At 50.1% G+C, this 18,273-nt stretch carries 14 protein-coding genes and 1 riboswitch; of the genes, 13 read left to right on the plus strand and 1 reads right to left on the minus strand.

Going from position 1 to position 18,273, the window contains the following annotated elements:
• Nucleotides 1-56: 56 nt before the first annotated feature.
• The 4 genes from WMO24_RS10320 to WMO24_RS10335 all read left to right on the plus strand — a co-directional run bounded on the left by WMO24_RS10320 (nucleotide 57) and on the right by WMO24_RS10335 (nucleotide 3,646).
• Entirely contained in the window at nucleotides 57-626 is a 570-nt protein-coding gene (locus WMO24_RS10320) for an SOS response-associated peptidase (protein WP_349216359.1), read from the plus strand.
• A 136-nt stretch (nucleotides 627-762) separates the two neighbouring features.
• Nucleotides 763-933, plus strand: a riboswitch (Lysine riboswitch).
• Between the two features lie 137 nt (nucleotides 934-1,070).
• Nucleotides 1,071-1,982, plus strand: coding sequence for a transporter substrate-binding domain-containing protein (locus WMO24_RS10325; RefSeq protein ID WP_349216360.1), 912 nt, complete (start codon nucleotides 1,071-1,073; stop codon nucleotides 1,980-1,982).
• Between the two features lie 21 nt (nucleotides 1,983-2,003).
• Nucleotides 2,004-2,909, plus strand: a complete 906-nt coding sequence (locus WMO24_RS10330; protein ID WP_349216361.1) for an amino acid ABC transporter permease — start codon at nucleotides 2,004-2,006, stop codon at nucleotides 2,907-2,909.
• Nucleotides 2,906-3,646, plus strand: a complete 741-nt coding sequence (locus tag WMO24_RS10335) for an amino acid ABC transporter ATP-binding protein (protein WP_349216362.1) — start codon at nucleotides 2,906-2,908, stop codon at nucleotides 3,644-3,646. Before WMO24_RS10330 ends, WMO24_RS10335 begins: the two co-directional genes overlap by 4 nt.
• Before the next feature lie 72 nt (nucleotides 3,647-3,718).
• On the opposite strand, the gene WMO24_RS10340 is transcribed toward WMO24_RS10335, so the two are convergent.
• Nucleotides 3,719-4,984 carry a glycosyltransferase family 2 protein gene (locus WMO24_RS10340; RefSeq protein WP_349216363.1) on the minus strand — a complete coding sequence of 422 codons (1,266 nt, stop codon included), beginning with the start codon at nucleotides 4,982-4,984 and terminating at the stop codon, nucleotides 3,719-3,721.
• A gap of 261 nt (nucleotides 4,985-5,245) precedes the next feature.
• On the opposite strand from WMO24_RS10340, the gene WMO24_RS10345 reads away from it, so the two are divergent.
• The 9 genes from WMO24_RS10345 (at nucleotide 5,246) to WMO24_RS10385 (ending at nucleotide 18,262) form a co-directional block, all read left to right on the plus strand.
• Nucleotides 5,246-7,795, plus strand: coding sequence for a cation-translocating P-type ATPase (locus WMO24_RS10345; RefSeq protein WP_349216364.1), 2,550 nt, complete (start codon nucleotides 5,246-5,248; stop codon nucleotides 7,793-7,795).
• Nucleotides 7,796-7,840: 45 nt separating this feature from the next.
• Entirely contained in the window at nucleotides 7,841-8,530 is a 690-nt protein-coding gene (locus tag WMO24_RS10350; protein WP_349216365.1) for an anaerobic ribonucleoside-triphosphate reductase activating protein, read from the plus strand.
• A 120-nt stretch (nucleotides 8,531-8,650) separates the two neighbouring features.
• Nucleotides 8,651-11,011, plus strand: coding sequence for a ribonucleoside triphosphate reductase (locus WMO24_RS10355; RefSeq protein ID WP_349216366.1), 2,361 nt, complete (start codon nucleotides 8,651-8,653; stop codon nucleotides 11,009-11,011).
• Nucleotides 11,012-11,122: 111 nt separating this feature from the next.
• Nucleotides 11,123-12,346 carry a SpoIVB peptidase gene (spoIVB, locus tag WMO24_RS10360; protein WP_349216367.1) on the plus strand — a complete coding sequence of 408 codons (1,224 nt, stop codon included), beginning with the start codon at nucleotides 11,123-11,125 and terminating at the stop codon, nucleotides 12,344-12,346.
• A gap of 146 nt (nucleotides 12,347-12,492) precedes the next feature.
• Entirely contained in the window at nucleotides 12,493-13,245 is a 753-nt protein-coding gene (spo0A, locus tag WMO24_RS10365) for a sporulation transcription factor Spo0A (protein WP_349216368.1), read from the plus strand.
• A 493-nt stretch (nucleotides 13,246-13,738) separates the two neighbouring features.
• Nucleotides 13,739-14,779: a LacI family DNA-binding transcriptional regulator gene (locus WMO24_RS10370; RefSeq protein WP_349216369.1), complete on the plus strand. Its 1,041-nt coding sequence runs from the start codon at nucleotides 13,739-13,741 to the stop codon at nucleotides 14,777-14,779.
• Nucleotides 14,769-16,505 (plus strand): hypothetical protein, encoded by a 1,737-nt coding sequence (locus WMO24_RS10375; RefSeq protein ID WP_349216370.1) that lies wholly within the window; start codon nucleotides 14,769-14,771, stop codon nucleotides 16,503-16,505. Before WMO24_RS10370 ends, WMO24_RS10375 begins: the two co-directional genes overlap by 11 nt.
• Before the next feature lie 15 nt (nucleotides 16,506-16,520).
• Nucleotides 16,521-17,462 carry an NAD(P)-dependent oxidoreductase gene (locus tag WMO24_RS10380; RefSeq protein ID WP_349216371.1) on the plus strand — a complete coding sequence of 314 codons (942 nt, stop codon included), beginning with the start codon at nucleotides 16,521-16,523 and terminating at the stop codon, nucleotides 17,460-17,462.
• Nucleotides 17,463-17,482: 20 nt separating this feature from the next.
• Nucleotides 17,483-18,262 carry an SDR family NAD(P)-dependent oxidoreductase gene (locus WMO24_RS10385; RefSeq protein ID WP_349216372.1) on the plus strand — a complete coding sequence of 260 codons (780 nt, stop codon included), beginning with the start codon at nucleotides 17,483-17,485 and terminating at the stop codon, nucleotides 18,260-18,262.
• Nucleotides 18,263-18,273 lie beyond the last annotated feature (11 nt).

Here is an 18,273-nt window from a genome sequence, read left to right on the forward strand (position 1 = left end):
GGGGCAAAAGAAATCGTTGGGCGCATCCAAACAGCCTTGCGCGGGGAGAAGAAGTTATGTGCAGCAGATATCAGTTTCTACCGGGTTCATCGAATCTTTTGCAGACGATTGCGGCCCGGGCAGGCGGCTGGAGCGGAGGAGAGGTAAGTCCGGGGACTGATGCGCCGGTTTTGGTGGCGGAAGGTGCGAAAATTCGCGTTTGTCTGCAGAATTGGGGAATTCCGGTTATAAACGGGAAGCGTGCAATCAACGCACGCGCAGAAACGGTTTGCGAGCGCCCGCTTTTCCAAGCGAGCATTTTACACCACCGCTGTGTGGTGCCCACAACCGGATTTTATGAATGGGATGGACAGAAGCATCGCTACTTGTTTCGCCTTGCGCAGCAGCCGGCAGTCTACCTTGCCGGTCTTTACACCGAAGAGGGGCAGATACGTCACTTTGCTGTTTTGACAACGGCGCCCAATGCCTCGGTACGGGACATCCATGACCGCATGCCGCTTGTTTTGACGCAGGAACAGGTTCGTCCCTGGTTGATGGATACAGATTTTGCATTGCGTTTCTTGCAGAAAGTGCCGCCTTTGCTGGAGCATACATGCGAGGATGGTCAACTTTCCTTTTGGCTTTGATTTTGGAAAAATATACAAATATGTATGTGGATTGTAACAAATCTTTTTCCGGACGGATGTTGTTTTTTCGGCTGAATGTATAAAGATTCTGTTTTTGGTTGACAACAATCCGGGTGCATGCTATGATACAAAAAAATCAAATGGTTGAGGCGCGGAGGATGAAGAGTACCGCAGCCAACGGTTGGCAAAAACCGTTGCGGGAAAGGCATCAGCCGCCGAAATGAGTTGGCTTTTTGCCGGGCTTTCTCGTTGGACCGTTGTAATAAGATGCAACGGACTGTCACATCTGTGAAGCGCTTCCATTGGTTAGAATAAGGGTATTTGTATTGCTTTTTTTCGACCATGTGGTATCTTTTCACGGATGCCACATGGTTTTTTGTTTATCCGGCGCTGGGATAAAGAGAAAAAGTGTATTTCAAATGATCAAAGAGGAGAGGGATTTTTATGAATCGTAATATGAGAACCATTGTGGCCGGTTTGCTGGCGGCTGCTATGACCGTCGGCCTGACTGCGTGCGGCAGTTCTTCTTCGTCCAGTTCCGCGGCTGCTTCCCAGCCGGAGCAGAGCACTTCCGCTTCTGCCGCGGGTACGAGCGGCCTCGAGGATGGTGTGCTGACCGTTGCAATGGAGTGTGCTTATGCGCCGTATAACTGGACGCAGCCGGATGATTCCAACGGTGCGGTTCCCATCAAAGGCGCCAGTGATTATGCGAACGGCTACGATGTTATTATGGCAAAAAAGATTGCGGAAGAATTGGGCGTGGAATTGGAGATCGTCCGCTCTGACTGGGATTCTCTGGTTCCGGCTGTTCAGTCCAGCACAGTGGATGCGGTCATTGCCGGTCAGTCCATGACACCGGAGCGCAGCGAGCAGGTTGATTTCGCAGGCCCGTACTTCTATGCGACGATTGTTTGCCTGACCAAAGCGGATAGTCCTTATGCGCAGGCTCAGGGATTGGCGGACCTGGCTGGTGCCACCGGAACGGCGCAGATTGCAACCATTTGGTACGATACCTGCCTGCCGCAGATTGAAGGCGCGGAAATCAAAACCGCTGCGGAATCTGCTCCGGCCATGCTGATGGCGCTGGAAACCGGCACGGTGGACTTTGTTTGCACCGATATGCCCACCGCTCAGGGTGCGCTGCAGGCTTATCCCGACATGGTCCTGCTGGACTTTAACGACAGCGACGACAACTTTGTCGTGGATGAGGGCGATATCAACATCGGTATCTCCATGCGCAAAGGAAACACAGAACTGAAGAAAGCCATTGACGGTGTGCTGGCTGGCATGACGGCAGATGACTTCAATGATCTGATGGCACAGGCCATTTCGGTTCAGCCCATTTCCGAAGGCTGATCCTGAGGGGAAGGAACAAGTATGGAAAGAATGGTTCAGCTGGGCAATGATATTGTAAAGCTGTGGAGCACTTACGGCGGCTCCTATCTCAGAGGAATGCTCGATACGCTGCTTCTGGCATTGGTGGCAACGGCCATCGGCTGCCTGATCGGACTTTGCTGCGGTATTTTGAATACGATTCCCTGTGAGCAGGAAGACCCTCTGCTCAAACGCTTCTTCTTGAAGCTGATTCGCGCAGTGGTTCGCATTTATGTGGAAGTTTTCCGCGGTACGCCAATGATTTTGCAAGCGGTGTTTTGCTATTACGGCCTTCCGTATCTGACCGATGGAGCCATGCAGTTCAACAGTGTATGGGCAGCGTCCATTTTGGTCGTTTCGATCAATACCGGCGCTTACATGGCAGAGTCTGTCCGCGGCGGAATCATCTCGGTGAACCCCGGCCAGACCGAAGGCGCCAAAGCCATCGGTATGAACCATTTCCAGACGATGACCAGCGTGATCCTGCCGCAGGCTCTGCGCAACATCATGCCGCAGATCGGCAATAACTTCATTATCAACATCAAAGATACCTCGGTCATGTTCATTATTTCCTTCACAGAGTTTTTCGCGGTTCATCGCGGTGTGACGGGAGCAACGTATCTGTACTTTCCGTCGGCCGTCATTGAGATGCTCGGATATCTTACCATGACGCTGACGGCTTCGGTTCTGCTTCGTGCGCTGGAGAAAATGATGGATGGCCCGGAGAACTTTGATCTGGCTGTGGCCGATCCGCTGGTACCGGGCGAAGGCATGCACCGGTATAAAAAGAACCCGAAAGAACCCAACAGCGATTATCGCATTCAGGAACAACAGGCCGAAGTCAGCGACGTGCTGGCAGGCAAGCGATCGGGCGGTCGCCGTTCCCGTAAAGGAGGACATTCCAAATGAGTCAACCGATCATTGAAGTGAAGCACGTGTCGAAAAATTTCGGTACGCATCAGGTGCTGAAAGACGTGGATTTCAATGTCAACGAAGGGGATGTCACCTGTGTGATCGGCGCATCCGGTTCCGGAAAATCCACTTTGCTGCGTTGCATCAACCTTTTGGAACGGCCCTCAAGCGGTGAAATTTTGTTTCATGGCCGCCCCATTACGGCCCGCGGCAGCAATCCGTGTGAATACCGTTCCAAAGTGGGAATGGTCTTTCAGAGCTTTAACCTTTTCAGCAATATGACGGTTTTGGAAAACTGCATGGCTGGAACGGTAAAGGTGTTAAAAAAGTCCAGGGAAGAGGCGCGGCAGACGGCGGTGTCCTTTTTGGAAAAAGTGGGCATGGAGCAGTACATCCATGCCAAGCCGCACCAGCTTTCCGGCGGACAGAAACAGCGTGTGGCCATTGCGCGTGCACTGGCCATGCAGCCGGAGGTACTTCTGTTTGACGAACCGACCAGCGCACTGGATCCGCAGATGGTGGGAGAAGTGCTGAATGTCATGCGGCAGCTGGCACGGGAAGGGCTGACGATGATTGTGGTTACCCATGAAATGGCATTTGCCCGGGATGTTTCCAGCCATGTGGTGTATATGGCGGACGGTGTGATCTGCGAAGAGGGTACTCCGAAAGACATTTTTGAAAACCCGCGCAATGAAAAAACAAAAGAATTTCTGGCGCGGTTCAGCCGTGGCTGAAAAAACAGCCGGAGCGGGTTGCTCCGGCTGTTTTAAAAAAAGAGAGCCGACTTTGTCGGCTCTCTTTTTGAATCAATGACTTTTTGCGATATCGTCCATTGTTTTTACGCTGGTGTGCGCAATGGGGCGCCAGACATTTTCCTGCTTGACGAAACTCAAAAGTGTCAAAACCATATGGCTCAGCGCGAACATCCAGAAAGCGGCGATGCCCCAGCCCATTCCGTGCAGGTTTTCTTTTTTGAGTAGAACGGTAACGGTGGCGGCGGCGGCCGTGCCAAGGCAGCTCAGCAGCATGCCACCCAGGGTGAGGATCAAAGCGGCAACAACACCGTTGAAGAAGATGCTTCCGATCACAAAGCCTTTGCCCATCAGCAAAAGGATGGTGCCCACCAGACCCAGCACTGCTCCGGCCAGCTGGACGAAGGGGGTCAAAAACGTCAAATACATATCCAGGCAAACGATGCTGCGGCGCAAAATCATTTCCCGGAACAGCGTGCTGCCGTAGGTTTGAAGCCCCTGCAGGCTGCCGGTGGTCCAGCGGCGGCGCTGACGCCAGCTCTGTACGAATGTCAGCGGTTGTTCGTCGTAAATCACAGCATCGGGAACAAAATCCACACGACCGCCGGCAATGGCGCATTGCGCGCTGAACTCATAGTCTTCAGTCATGGTGCAGGTGTGCCATCCGCCCAGTTTTCGCAGCAAGTCGGTGGTGACGGCAAATCCGCTTCCGTTGACCAGAGAGGAAAGCCCCAGTGTGGCGCGGGAACCGTTATAAAAGCGGTTCAGCATCCAGTAGCAGATGGAATAGCATCCCGAAATAGCGCTTTGTTCGGGGTTTTTGGAATCGCGGAATCCCTGAGCTGCCTGTGCGCCGTTGCAAAGCGCGTCATTCATACGCTGCAGGAAATTCTGATCTACCAGATTATCCGCATCAAATACGCACATGGCATCGAAGTTTTCGCGAAGAAGAACGTCATCAACAATCTGGGTCAAAACTTCTCCCTTGCTGCGGATGGTTCCCTGCGCAAGGAAAATGCGCGCTCCGTGCTGCCGGGCAATGGCCTCGGTTTCGTCTGTGCAGTTGTTGGGAGCTACGATTACTTCAAACAGGTCCGCAGGGTAGTTCTGCGCATACAGGCTGTCCACCAGATTTCCAATTACAAGTGCTTCATTGCGCGCGGCAATGACACAGGCAAACTTTTTTTGAGGGGCGGCCGCCGGAATTGCTTTTGTGCGCCGGAACAGGCCCACCAGTGCGATTGCGCCAAAGTACAGAGCATAAATTCCCAGAAGAATGCTGCAAATCATAACAATACGGGTAAAAACAAGAAATGTCATAGAAGACAAGCTCCTTTCCGGACAGCCCGTTCAGCTGTCGTTTTCATTTATGCTGAAACACCGCGATAAGGCGCCCTATCGTTGTGTTTATTTGCTTGTACCTATAATACGAAATACCCGGTCGCTTGTCTTCATCTTTTTCGAAAAAAATCCTTAAAGTTTTGGTAAAGGGAAAACAGGAATAGCCCCTGGCTCCGTCACATACCTTTTATAGAAGAAAAAGAGGCAGGCAGGTCTGCCAAAAAAGGGGAGAAGTAAGGTATGCGGCAGACAGAGCGAGGTTTGACGGATGCAGAGGCAGCCGTTCGTCTGGGGCAGGTGGGGGAGAATCGTCTGACCGGAAGGCAGGGGCCGGGAATCGCTTCCATGTTTTTCTCACAGTTTAAAGATGTAATGATCCTGATTTTAGCGGCGGCGACGCTGATTTCGCTGCTGATGGGGCAGGGAAGCGAAGCCGTCACGATTATTATCATTGTATTGATGAATGCGCTGATGGGCTTTTTTCAGGAGTATCGAACAGAAAAAACGCTGGAAGCGCTCAAGGAGCTCAGTGCTCCCACAGCTCGTGTGCGCCGCGGCGGAATGGAGAAAACGATCAGCGCCCGCACAGTGGTGCCGGGAGATCTCCTGCTTCTGGAAGCCGGCGATAAGATTGCAGCGGACGGCGTTTTGAAAAGTGGGACACGTTTGTCCTGTAATGAGTCGATGCTGACCGGAGAGAGTCTGCCGGTGGAGAAAAAAGACGGCGACAAATTGTTCATGGGGTGCATTGTGACCGAAGGCCGGGGTGAGGTGCAGGTAACATCCACCGGCATGGCAACGGAAATGGGGAAAATTGCGGGATTGATGCAGGAAGCAGCCGAAGATCCAACGCCGCTGCAGCGAAAACTGAAGCAATTGGGCGGATTTGTGGCCACGGCCTGTGTACTGATCTGCCTGGCTGTAGCTTTTCTGGGGTTCCTGCAGGGCAACGGCTTTTTGGAGATGCTGCTCACCGGAGTTTCACTGGCTGTGGCGGCCATTCCGGAAGGCTTGCCGGCCATCGTTACCATTACACTGGCGTTGAGTGTAGGCCGCATTTTGCGCCGGGGGGCGGTGATTCGAAAACTGCATGCAGTAGAATCTTTGGGATGTGCGGGCGTGATTTGCACGGACAAAACCGGAACCGTCACGCAAAATCGAATGACGGTACAGCGCATCTGGACTCCCGGGCACAACTGCGATGTTTCAGGAACCGGGTACAGCGCAAAAGGTTCCATTACTGAAGGCGGACGCGCAGTGGACCTGTCTGCGATTGAGACGTTGCTGGAGACGGGTGTCTTGTGTTCCAGTGCGCACATTGAGCTGCAGGGAAAAGAGTACCGCGTGGAGGGGGATCCCACCGAGACGGCTGTTCTGGTAGCGGCAGCCAAAGCGGGTGTAACGCGTGCAAAGCTGATGCGCACCCGCACGATCGTTTCCGAGGCGCCCTTTGATTCCAAACGAAAATGCATGAGCGTGACAGTGCGGGATCGGGCGGGGGAGACTCTTTGTTGTAAAGGCGCACCGGACGTTCTTTTGGAAAAATGCACGACGATCCTCACAGCACAGGGAGTTCGGAAACTTGGGCAGAGAGAACGCAGAGAAGTTGAAAACGCCATGGCACTTATGGCAAAAAGCGCGCTGCGGGTTTTAGGCTTTGCCGTCAGCCGTACGCCGGAGAAGGGCGAGAGGGAACTGTGTTTTCTTGGATTGGCGGGGATGCAGGACCCTCCTCGTCCCGAGGTGAAGCAGGCTGTAAGAAAGTGCCGAAGCGCAGGGATCAAGCCGGTTATGATTACCGGGGATTATCGGGATACAGCATTGGCAATTGCGCGACAGACCGGGATCGCCGGGCCGGGAGACGGCGTCCTGACGGGAGCGGAACTGGATGCCATGTCCGATGAGCAGTTGAGTCGGGTGTGCATGCGCACGGCCGTATACGCCCGTGTGTCACCGGCGCATAAACTGCGCATTGTGCGGGCATACAAAACGGTGGGGCAGATCACGGCCATGACCGGAGACGGTGTAAACGATGCGCCTGCAGTGAAAGAAGCGGATATCGGGGTGGCCATGGGGGCTACCGGAACCGATGTAACAAAGGAAGCCTCCAGCGTGATTATTTTGGACGATAATTTTGCGACCATTGTGGCAGCAGTGGAGGAGGGCCGGGTCATTTACCAAAACATTCGGCGCTTCATTCGCTTTTTGCTGACTTCCAATTTGGGAGAAGTTTTGGGGATGCTGTTTGGAATGCTTCTGCGGTTGCCTGTCATGTTGCTGCCCATTCAGATCCTGCTTGTAAATCTGTTTACAGATGGGCTTCCGGCCATTGCACTGGGCATGGAACCGCCGGCTAAAGATATTATGGACCGCCCGCCGCGCCCGAAAGAAGAAGGCTTGTTTGCGCACGGCCTGGCGCGCACCATTCTCGTTCGCGGCACCATGCTGGGGCTGGCCTCCTGCGGGGCGTACTGGGCCGTTTTGTATCGCGGAGGAGATATTACTCTGGCGCGAAGCGCCTGTTTTATGACCATTGTGTTTTCTCAGATGTTGCACATTTTTGAGTGCCGGGGCGAGGGCCTGCACTTCGGCGGCAACCCTGCTTTACTGGGGGCGGCAAGCCTTTCGCTGCTCTGTACAGCAATAAGCGTTTATCTGCCGCTGTTTCAGGGATTCTTCGGCACAGCGCCGGTGTTGGGAAAAGATCTTCTCATCGTGTTTGCGGCGGTGCTGGCGGGACCGGTAATCATGGAGATGGCGCGCCGCGTTCGTCATTTGTTGCGTCGTTGACAGCGCCTTCTGCGCGTCGTATAGTGAAACAAAGGATGTGGAACAATGGAACTGATTGGTTTGCAGAAATTGACATTGCTGGATGATCCCGGGCATGTGGCCTGTACGGTATTTGTGCAGGGCTGCAATTTCCGGTGTCCGTTTTGCCACAACAGTGAATTGATCCCGCTGCACACAGCGGCCCCGCCACTGCGTCAGGAGGAGTTCTTCGCCTTTCTAAAAAGCCGGGTGGGTGTTTTGGACAGCGTGTGTCTGACGGGCGGAGAACCTCTGCTCTGGCAGGAGACGGAAAATCTGCTGATGCGCATCCGGGAACTGGGGTATCGCATCAAGCTGGACACAAACGGAAGCTTTCCGGATCGCTTGGAGCGGGTTGTGCACAGTGGCTTAGTGGATTGTGTGGCGATGGATATCAAAAACAGTCCGGATCGATATGCTGAAACCATCGGCTGGGACCGAGCACCTTTTCAGCAGGTTCAGAGGAGTGCAGCGTTCCTTTTGTCCGGTGAAGTGGAATATGAGTTCCGAACCACGGTGGCACGCGAGCTGCACGATGAGATGAGCATGGACGAGATCGGACGCTGGCTGCGGGGGGCGAATCGGTACTTTTTGCAGAACTTTGTCTGCTCACAACAGGTGCCGGACCAAAGCCTGACCCCCTTTGACCAAGAGGGACTGGCACATTTGCTGCAGACGCTGCGGCAATGGATCCCAAACGCGCAAGCACGAGGATGACAACACAATATATTGCGTTATAAAATTAACTTTATCAATATATATTGATAAATTAGAAAGACAGTGCTATACTGAAGATATTCGGCCGAGTCCGAAATATCCGGAAAGGAAGCTGTCTTTATGTATCAGGTTCGCAAAAGAAGCGGCGAGGCAGCCGCGTTTGACATTCAAAAGATATGTGCAGCCATGGAAAAGGCCTTCGAAGCGCAACATCGCAATGCGCACCCGGGAGTCATCAAACTTCTGGCACTGCGGGTCACAGCGGATTTTGAGCCGAAAATCCGCGATGGCTTCATTTTTGTGGAGGATATTCAGGACAGCGTGGAAAAAGTTCTCAGTGACGCTGGATATGCCGATGTGGCCAAGGCGTATATCTTGTACCGCCGTCAGAGAGAAAAACTGCGCGCGGCCAAGTCGACCATTCTGGATTACAAGAAGCTGGTGGACGACTACTTGAAAGTGAATGACTGGCGTGTAAAAGAGAATTCGACCGTCACTTATTCGGTGGGCGGCCTGATTCTGAGCAACAGCGGTGCCATCACGGCCAATTACTGGCTTAGCGAGGTGTACGATGACGAGATCGCACAGGCGCACCGCAATGCCGATCTGCATCTGCATGATCTTTCCATGCTGACGGGGTATTGCGCGGGCTGGTCTCTGAAGCAGCTGATTCAGGAAGGTCTGGGCGGCATTCCCGGCAAGATCACCTCCTCTCCAGCCCGACATTTGGCGACTCTGTGCAATCAGATGGTCAATTTTTTGGGCATTATGCAAAATGAGTGGGCCGGCGCACAGGCGTTTTCTTCTTTTGACACGTACCTGGCGCCCTTTGTGAAGGTTGACGGCCTGTCTTACGAACAGACCAAGAAGTGTGTGGAATCCTTCATCTACGGAGTCAATACGCCCAGCCGGTGGGGGACTCAGGCGCCTTTTTCCAACATTACACTGGATTGGACGGTACCGTCCGACCTGGCAGAACTTCCGGCCATTGTAGGCGGAGAGGAGCAAAAGTTCTGTTACAAGGATTGCCAAAAAGAAATGGATATGGTGAATAAGGCTTTTTTGGAAGTTATGCTGGAAGGCGATGCCAACGGAAGAGGCTTTCAGTACCCCATTCCCACCTATTCCATCACACGGGATTTTGACTGGTCAGACACGGAGAACAATCGGCTTTTGTTTGAAATGACCGCCAAGTACGGCACACCTTATTTTTCAAATTATATCAACAGCGATATGCAGCCCAGCGATGTGCGCAGTATGTGCTGCCGCCTTCGCCTGGATCTGCGGGAACTGCGGAAAAAATCAGGTGGCTTTTTCGGTTCGGGCGAATCTACTGGCAGTGTGGGGGTCGTTACCATCAACCTGCCGCGAATCGCTTATCTGGCAAAAGACGAATCGGATTTTTACAAAAAACTGGACCACATGATGGATATTGCGGCTCGGTCCTTAAAAATCAAACGCACAACCATCACCAAGTTTTTGAACGAGGGATTGTACCCCTATACCAAACGGTATTTGGGTACTTTTGAAAATCATTTTTCCACCATCGGGCTGGTGGGGATGAATGAGGCGGGGCTAAATGCCAAGTGGCTCCGTAAAGATCTGACTCATCCGGAGACACAGGCTTTTGCCAAAGCGGTCCTTCTTCACATGCGCGAGAGACTTTCCGACTATCAGGAACAATATGGGGATTTGTATAATTTGGAGGCAACTCCGGCAGAGAGCACTTCTTATCGCCTGGCAAAGCACGATGTTGCGCAGTTCGGTGACATCATCACGGCCAACCAGCAGGGCACGCCTTATTATACCAACTCAACCCATCTGCCCGTGGGGTATACCGACGATATCTTTTCCGCACTGGAAATTCAGGACCCGCTTCAGACACTGTACACTTCAGGCACGGTTTTCCATGCGTTTTTAGGCGAGAAACTGCCGGATTGGCGCGCAGCTGCGAGTCTTGTGCGAAAAATTGCAGAACACTACCGGCTGCCTTATTACACGTTGTCTCCTACCTATTCCATCTGCAGGGAACATGGCTATCTGTCGGGTGAGCAGTATACCTGCCCGGTTTGCGGTGCGGCCACGGAAGTATACAGCCGCATTACCGGATATTATCGTCCGGTGCAGAACTGGAATGAAGGCAAGGCGCAGGAATTCAAGGACCGAAAAGTCTATCGCATGGATCATGCAAGCGTGCCGCATGGAGTGAGTACGTCGGCAGACGTGAACGAAAAAATTGTGCAAACAGCGCGCCCCACCTTGGTCACAGGCCAAAAGTGTCTCAATTGTACGATGGCGAAAGCACTTCTGGATCGCAGCGGCGTGGAGTACGATACGATTTCTGCTGAAGAAAATCTCGCCTTTGTGAAAGAAAATCAAATTTATCAGGTCCCCACTTTGTTGGTAACTCAAGGGGAGACGACACAAACATTTACGGGACTTTCCGAAATACAGCGGTATGTAAGGACATACCACGCATGAAAAACAAGTCTCCGGCTTAAAAAGCCGGAGACTTTCCGTTTATTTGACCGCGCAGTGGCACATACTAACCAAAGCACATTGATGTGAAATACAATCGCAGGGGTGAATGCTTTGGAAAAATTCATCAAATGGAGCTGCTTTATTGCGTCCGGCTGCGTGGTGGGTTTGTTTGTGTTTGCGCTGTACATCAGTACGCTGCTTCCGGATACGTTTTTGGTGAATCGCGACGGAAGCATCCAAATTGCCGGAATGCCGTTTGTGCGTGCCGGTGTTCCTTCCGGAGTCAATGAAGTGGCAAGTACGACAGTGGGCGCTTCCTACAATACCGATTTGACCATTGGTGGAATTATCCCGGTAAAAACGGTTCGTGCACAGGTGGTGGACCGGCGTGTGGTTCAGGTGTGCGGCACTCCCTTCGGAATAAAAATGTTCGCCAATGGAGCAATGGTGGTTGGATTCAGTGATATTTATACCCCAACCGGTTATAAAAATCCGGCCAAAACAGCAGGACTTCAAATGGGCGATGTGATTGTGTCGGTAGCAGGGCATCTCACGCGAACCAATGAGGATGTGGCCAATGCAATTCAGGATCTGGCGGGTACTCCGGCGGAAGTGGTTTTTAATCGTGACGGAAAAGAACACAGCGTGATGTTGACGGCGGTAAAAGATTCTTCGTCCGGCACTTGGCGCACCGGAATGTGGGTGAGGGATTCGTCGGCGGGAATTGGAACCCTTACTTTTGTAGATAATGAAACGGGTGTTTTTGCCGGGTTGGGACATTCTATTCACGATGTGGATACAGGAACGACCATTTCGCTTTTGAAAGGCGAGATTGTTCCTGTTTCCATTACCGGGGTCACCAAAGGAAGTGCAGGGAGCCCCGGGGAGTTGAAAGGCAGCTTTTCGTCCGCGATTCCAACAGGAACCATTACCGTCAATGGGGAGACAGGCGTTTATGGCAAGGCTACGGCTTACTTGAAGGGAACAGACACGGAACTTGCGCTGGCACAGGAAATCAAGACAGGCCCTGCGGAGATTATTGCCACTCTGGATGGCCAAACACCACAGCATTTTTCGGTACAAATTGAAAAGGTGGCGTTGTCATCAGATGACCCTAATCGGAACATGATTCTTCATGTGACCGATCAGACGCTTTTGAACCGGACAGGCGGTATTGTACAGGGAATGAGCGGCAGTCCGATCCTTCAGGACGGGAAACTGATTGGGGCGGTAACGCATGTGTTCGTCAATGATCCCACCCGCGGATATGGGATTTTTGCTGAAAATATGTTGGAAACCGCAGACAATGCATTGCGCAATCAGCAGGCTGCATAAAATTTGAATTTACAAAAAATGGAAATTTTATCTGGAAACCATTGCATTAATTGGAAATATATGGTAATATTTGGATGTCAAAACAAACCGAACCTACACAAAAAAGGACGTGGGTTTAAGAAAAAGCCATATGGAGGAGACAGACAATGGAACAGGTAAAATTGGTTATGACGGATTTTGGGGCACCGGCTACGGAACAGTGCCGTCAGGCGCTGGCGGGACAGGGGTTTCATGTAACGCTGTGCGAACGGGACGGGCAAAAGGTGCTGAGTGCGATTGAGGCGCAGAATCCGGATGTTGTATTGTTGGATGCCTTCATGCCGGGTTTGGATGCATTAAGCGTAAAACAGTGTTACGATGAGAAAGCGATGGGGCATGCAAAATTTTTTGTAGCCGGAAGTTTTACGGACGATACTCTGGAAAGTGAGATGGTAGAACAGGGGTTTTCGTTCTATTTTTTGAAGCCCTTTGACCCGCAGAGAATGGCGCAGCGCATTCGTTCAATGGTTGGAAGAGATCTGGTGGTGGAGCATGGTGTGGATGACGAGTGCACCGTCACCGAAATTCTTCATCAAATCGGTGTGCCCGCGCACATCAAAGGATATCAGTTTCTGCGGGACGCGATTTTGATGACGGTCGAAGACCACGACTATATCAACAGTGTAACAAAGCGGCTTTATCCGGAAATTGCCAAACGCAACAATACGACCGCCAGCAGAGTGGAACGAGCTATTCGCCATGCGATTGAAGTCGCTTGGGATCGAGGCGATGTGGATACATTGAACAGCTATTTTGGATATACGATCCACAATCTGCGGGGCAAGCCCACCAACTCCGAATTCATCGCCATGATTTCGGACAAGATGCGCCTGGATAAAAAGAGCCATAAAATTGCGTAAATATATAGTTTTATGATTTGTTATTTATTTAGCTTCTGATGCAACTTTTTAGGCTTTCTTTCCTTGCTGTAAAAGCATTTGCAAGGGAAGAAAGCTTTTGTTTTGCGCTAAAATGGCACATTTACGATGATGCTTAAAGAGATGATGTAAGCGGTTACTCAAAAATGAGGCAAAAAAATGATGAATAATGCGCAAAGTAAAAATACTGCAATAGCATCCATAATGGAACAAAAATATCAAATTAAAATAAAAAATACGATTTTACGATAAATTTTTAAAGCAGAGGCAGGACAGAGAATCGTAAAAGATGCACGAAAAAAAGATCGAAAAATTGTAACCGATTACATTGATTTTTTGAAAATGTCTATGTATAATAAAAATATAGTAAATAGTTAATGGATTTTGGTTGTATTATTAAAAAAATAAAATGTATTCGATTTCATATTGCTGGGCTTTAATGGATTTTTAGAAATTTGAGGCGCTGGTGATAAGAATGAGCAATTTCAGTATTTATGATGTTTCACAAAAATCTGGCGTTTCAACGGCCACGGTTTCACGCGTTTTGAACAATAGTCCACGTGTTTCGCAGAAAACACGGGAAAAGGTTTTGCAAGTGATGCGGGAAATGGATTATGTGCCCAACGCATATGCACAGGGACTAATCAAAAACAAAACAAAAACGATTGGGATTTTGTATCCGGATGTAGCTAATACGTATGTAACGCGTACAGTCTTTTTTGTAGAGAAGATATTGAAAGCAAATCACTATTTCTCACTTTTGTCATGTACAGGGTATTCTTTTGAAGAGAAAAAGCTCCGTTTGAAAATGATGCTGGGGCAAAAGGTGGATGGAGTTGTCTTATTAAGTTCCTCGTATACAGAAGCTGATTCGGAACACAATCGGTATATCGTTGAATGTGCAAAAAAAATTCCTGTTATATGCGTCAATGGTCATGTGGAAGGCCCAAATATTTATAACATATTGTGTGATGATTTGGACGCGACATATCGTGCGGCAAAAGGATTGATTCGTTCGCAGGAACGAGGCAGAATCATTTACTTATATTCAAGAGATACGTACAGCAACAAATTAAAGATTCAAGGCTTTTTGAAAGCAATGCTGGAAAACAATATCCCTGTTTGGGCTGATTCGATTCAGATGTGTGGCGGCGATGTTGAAGGAGCTTTGGACAGAATGTTCCAAGATCCCAACGCAAAGCCAATCGGGGCGATTATGGCATCCGGTGATACCATCGCGATGAAAGCGCTGAAGTATATGGAAAAGAGAAAAATATCTGTTCCGGAACAGGTCCAAATTATAGGATATAACAATGTGGAATGGGGACAATATACAACACCCACACTTACAAGTGTAGATGCGCAGATTGAGCAAATTTCCAGTACAGCGGTTAAAACTCTTTTGGATGTTTTGAATGGGAGAGAGGCCTCTCAGCTCACGATGTATCCAGGAAGCATCATTAAACGGGAATCAACCCGAGAATCTTTTAATGTGGAGGAACCAAATGTTATTTGAAACAAGTTTGATTGAAATCCATAGCAATTATGCCTGGGATTTTGAAAAAGTGATGAGGGCGATGGAATTTGCCCACAAGAACGGGATGACCGGACTTGCTTTTCACCGCAATGATTTTGTGGATCAGCTTTTGTATCCGACCAAGTACATAGGCGGCCCCAAAGAGAAAGAACTGTATTCCAACCTGACGGAAGCGTACGATCAGGTATATCGCACAATGTACAAGTACGATCCGACCCGGCGTGACAATCCGTACAAAAAAGGCCTTTATTTCCGCAGAGTCCTGCATGAGGCCAAAAAGCGCAACCTGGAAATTTACATTGAAAACAAAGAAATCAACTATTTGGATTGCATGGATGAGCTGTATCCGTTCCTGCGGAAAAACGGAGCGGTATGCCCCAGCGAACCGTTTTTGCTGGAATATGTGAATTTCAAATACCGGGAGCTGTTTGCCACTTTCCCCGATATCGCGGGAATCATTACTTCTACGGCAACGGGAGAAAGCAAAACTTCTTTTGCAAGCAATCGCTGCAATTGTGAACTCTGCCAGAAGAAAAAAGCTTCCGACTGGCACAAAGATGTGATTATGGCAATGTATGAGCCGATTCATGCAGCAGGGAAAAAGCTGATCATTCGTGATTTTGTCTTTGATTCAACAGCGCACAAGGATATTTCCGAGGCAATGGATCAGCTCCCGAAAGATATTATTTTCTCTTTGAAAAACACGCCGCATGATTACTACCCGACCTTCCCTCACAATCCTCGTATTGGAAAAATGCCGGGACGCCAGCAGTGGATAGAGTACGACACCATGGGACAGTACTATGGGCAGGGCATCGGCGTTTCCATTATGGCAGAGGATATTCGTTATCGTTTCCGCTTTGCCAAAGAAAATGGGGTTTCAGGTCTCCTTGTACGGACTGACTGGGAAGGCATCGACGGACATGCTGTTTTTGAAACGCCTAATTTGCTGAATCTGTTTTTGGTGGCGCAGACCAACCGCGATTTGAACGCCCCTGCAGAGGAAGCGTATGACCGCTGGCTGTGCTACAGAAAATTTTATGCGGATAACATTTCGATCCCTGAACGGCGGCAGGCCATTCAGCAGGTAATGAATGTATATGGAAACACATTCGAGATTTTGAGACGAACTGCTTATGTGCACGATTGTGTATTTACGGATTCCTCTGAATTCCCGGCCAGCATCGAACATGGTATGTGGCTGGCGGAAGAGAAAAACAGCCTGAAAGACTGGCTGCCAAGCAAAGCAACCGCGTTGGACGTGGAAAATGTAGAGAACCTGAAAAGTATTTTGCGAGAAAAAGATCAGGCCTTGGAACTGATCCGCCAAGCAGTAAAAAGTGCCGATGATTTAGGCGACGGACTGAACAGCGAAGGCAAGCGGTTTGTTCGGTATACCATTTCGTGTGATCAACTGTACGTGGAGGCCTACCGCTACATTACATACGGAATTTTCCTGACGCGTTATTTTATGCTTCCGAAAGAAAAGCGGAAGAGAGAAGATGAACTGTGGGCAAAACCGCTGCTGGAAAATGCACTGAACGGGTTAACGGAGATGTCCCGCAAATTGAACGAGCTCTTCGAGACCACAGAATATTATTACATGGTTTATGTAGTGCTGGATGGAGAACGTGTTGCGACCGTACGTGAAAACCTCTGCAAGCATCTGGCACAAACAGATTACGATGAGATTGGTCGGGTTTAAAAGGAGGAGAGTTTCATGAAAATCGTGTTGCTGGAGTCTCTGCGGGTCTCCCAAGAAAAGCTGGATGCGTTGGTACAGCCGCTCTTGAAGGCAGGACATACGTTTGAGGCGTATGAACGAGCAGCTGCAGAACAGCAGATTCAGCATGCACAGGATGCGGACGTTATTGTTCTCGCCAATATGCCTTTGAAGCGCGATGTCCTCTCTCATTGCAAAAATCTTAAAATGATCGATGTTGGATTTACCGGAATTGATCATGTGGATACGGATTATGCAAGAGAGCATGGAATTACCGTTTGTAATGCGGCAGGTTATTCTACCAGTACAGTCGCGGAACTGGCAGTTGGAAATGCGATTGCACTTTTGCGCCGTGTGCGTGAAAATGAGGCGCGCTGCCGTGACGGGAAAGCAGCGGATCCGGTTCTTGGGTGCGAACTTGGTACCAAAACGGTTGGAATTGTGGGCTTCGGCGCAATCGGCAGTTATACTGCGCAGCTGTTCCACGGCTTTGGATGCAAAATTTTGGCCTATATGCCGCGGCCTAAACAAACGCCTGATTATGTGGAAAGTGTCAGCTTAAAGGAACTGATGCAGCGCAGTGATATTATTTCTCTGCATTGTCCCATGAATGACAGTACACGGGGACTGATTGGAAAAGAGCAGCTTGCCTTGGCAAAAGCTGGTGCGATTCTAATCAACGTTGCGCGCGGCGGTGTCGTGGATACACAGGCACTGGCAGATGCGTTGAACAGCGGACGGTTGGCAGGTGCTGCGATTGATGTGTTTGAGAATGAGCCGCCTTTGGCGTCCGATCATCCGCTGATGCACACGCCCAATACGCTTCTTACGCCGCATATCGCGTTTGCTTCCGAAGAATCGATGAATCGACGTGCAGAGATTGTTTTCCATAACTTGGAGGCTTGGCTGACAGGAAAACCGGAAAACGTAAAAGTTTAAAAAGAACAGGAGCGAACAAGATGACGGCAGATGCATTGAAAAATATGTTTTGCTTGGATGGAAAAGTTGCTCTGATTGCAGGCGGTGGCGGTGATATTGGGGCGGCCTGTGCAAAAGCAATGGCTTCTTATGGCGCGCACATTGTTCTGTTTGACGCCAGTCAGGAAAGACTTGCCGCGCAAAAGCAGGAGATGGAAGCATGCGAATTTGAGGTGGAAACTTTTTGGGGAGATCTTTTGGATGAAGATTTCCTTGAAAGAATGATTCAGACAATCATCTCCCGCCATGGGCGGCTGGATATCCTGCTGAACAGTATTGCAGTAACCAATCGAAAGCCGTTCCTTGAGATGAGCCGTCAGGAATGGGAAACGGTCATCAATGTGAATTTAAATGGTGCAGCGATGCTTTTAAGAGCAGCAGGCGCACAGATGTGCCGGCAGAAATCGGGCAAGGTCATTGAGGTGCTTTCCACTGGCGCTTATCGGTTCGGTGCGAATTTCACAGCCTACAGCGCCAGTAAAGCGGGCCTTTCAGCGCTGGTGAAAGGGTTGGCAATCGAATGGGCCCCCTGCAATGTTCAAGTCAACGGTATTGCACCAACGGCTACTGAAACAAATTTCACGAAAGACTACTATGCCCAAAACCCTGAAAAGAAGGAAGCCGTTATTCGTAATCATCCATATGGACGGTTGGGAAAAGTGGATGATTATGTGGGCGCTGCTGTTTATTTAGCGTCCAGTGCGGCTGATTTTGTGAATGGAGCAGTCATTATGATCGACTCCGGAAAAACAGTGAAATGAGATACAAGGAG

The organism is Ruthenibacterium intestinale (assembly GCF_040096265.1).
GTDB classification, from domain to species: Bacteria; Bacillota; Clostridia; order Oscillospirales; family Ruminococcaceae; genus Ruthenibacterium; species Ruthenibacterium komagatae.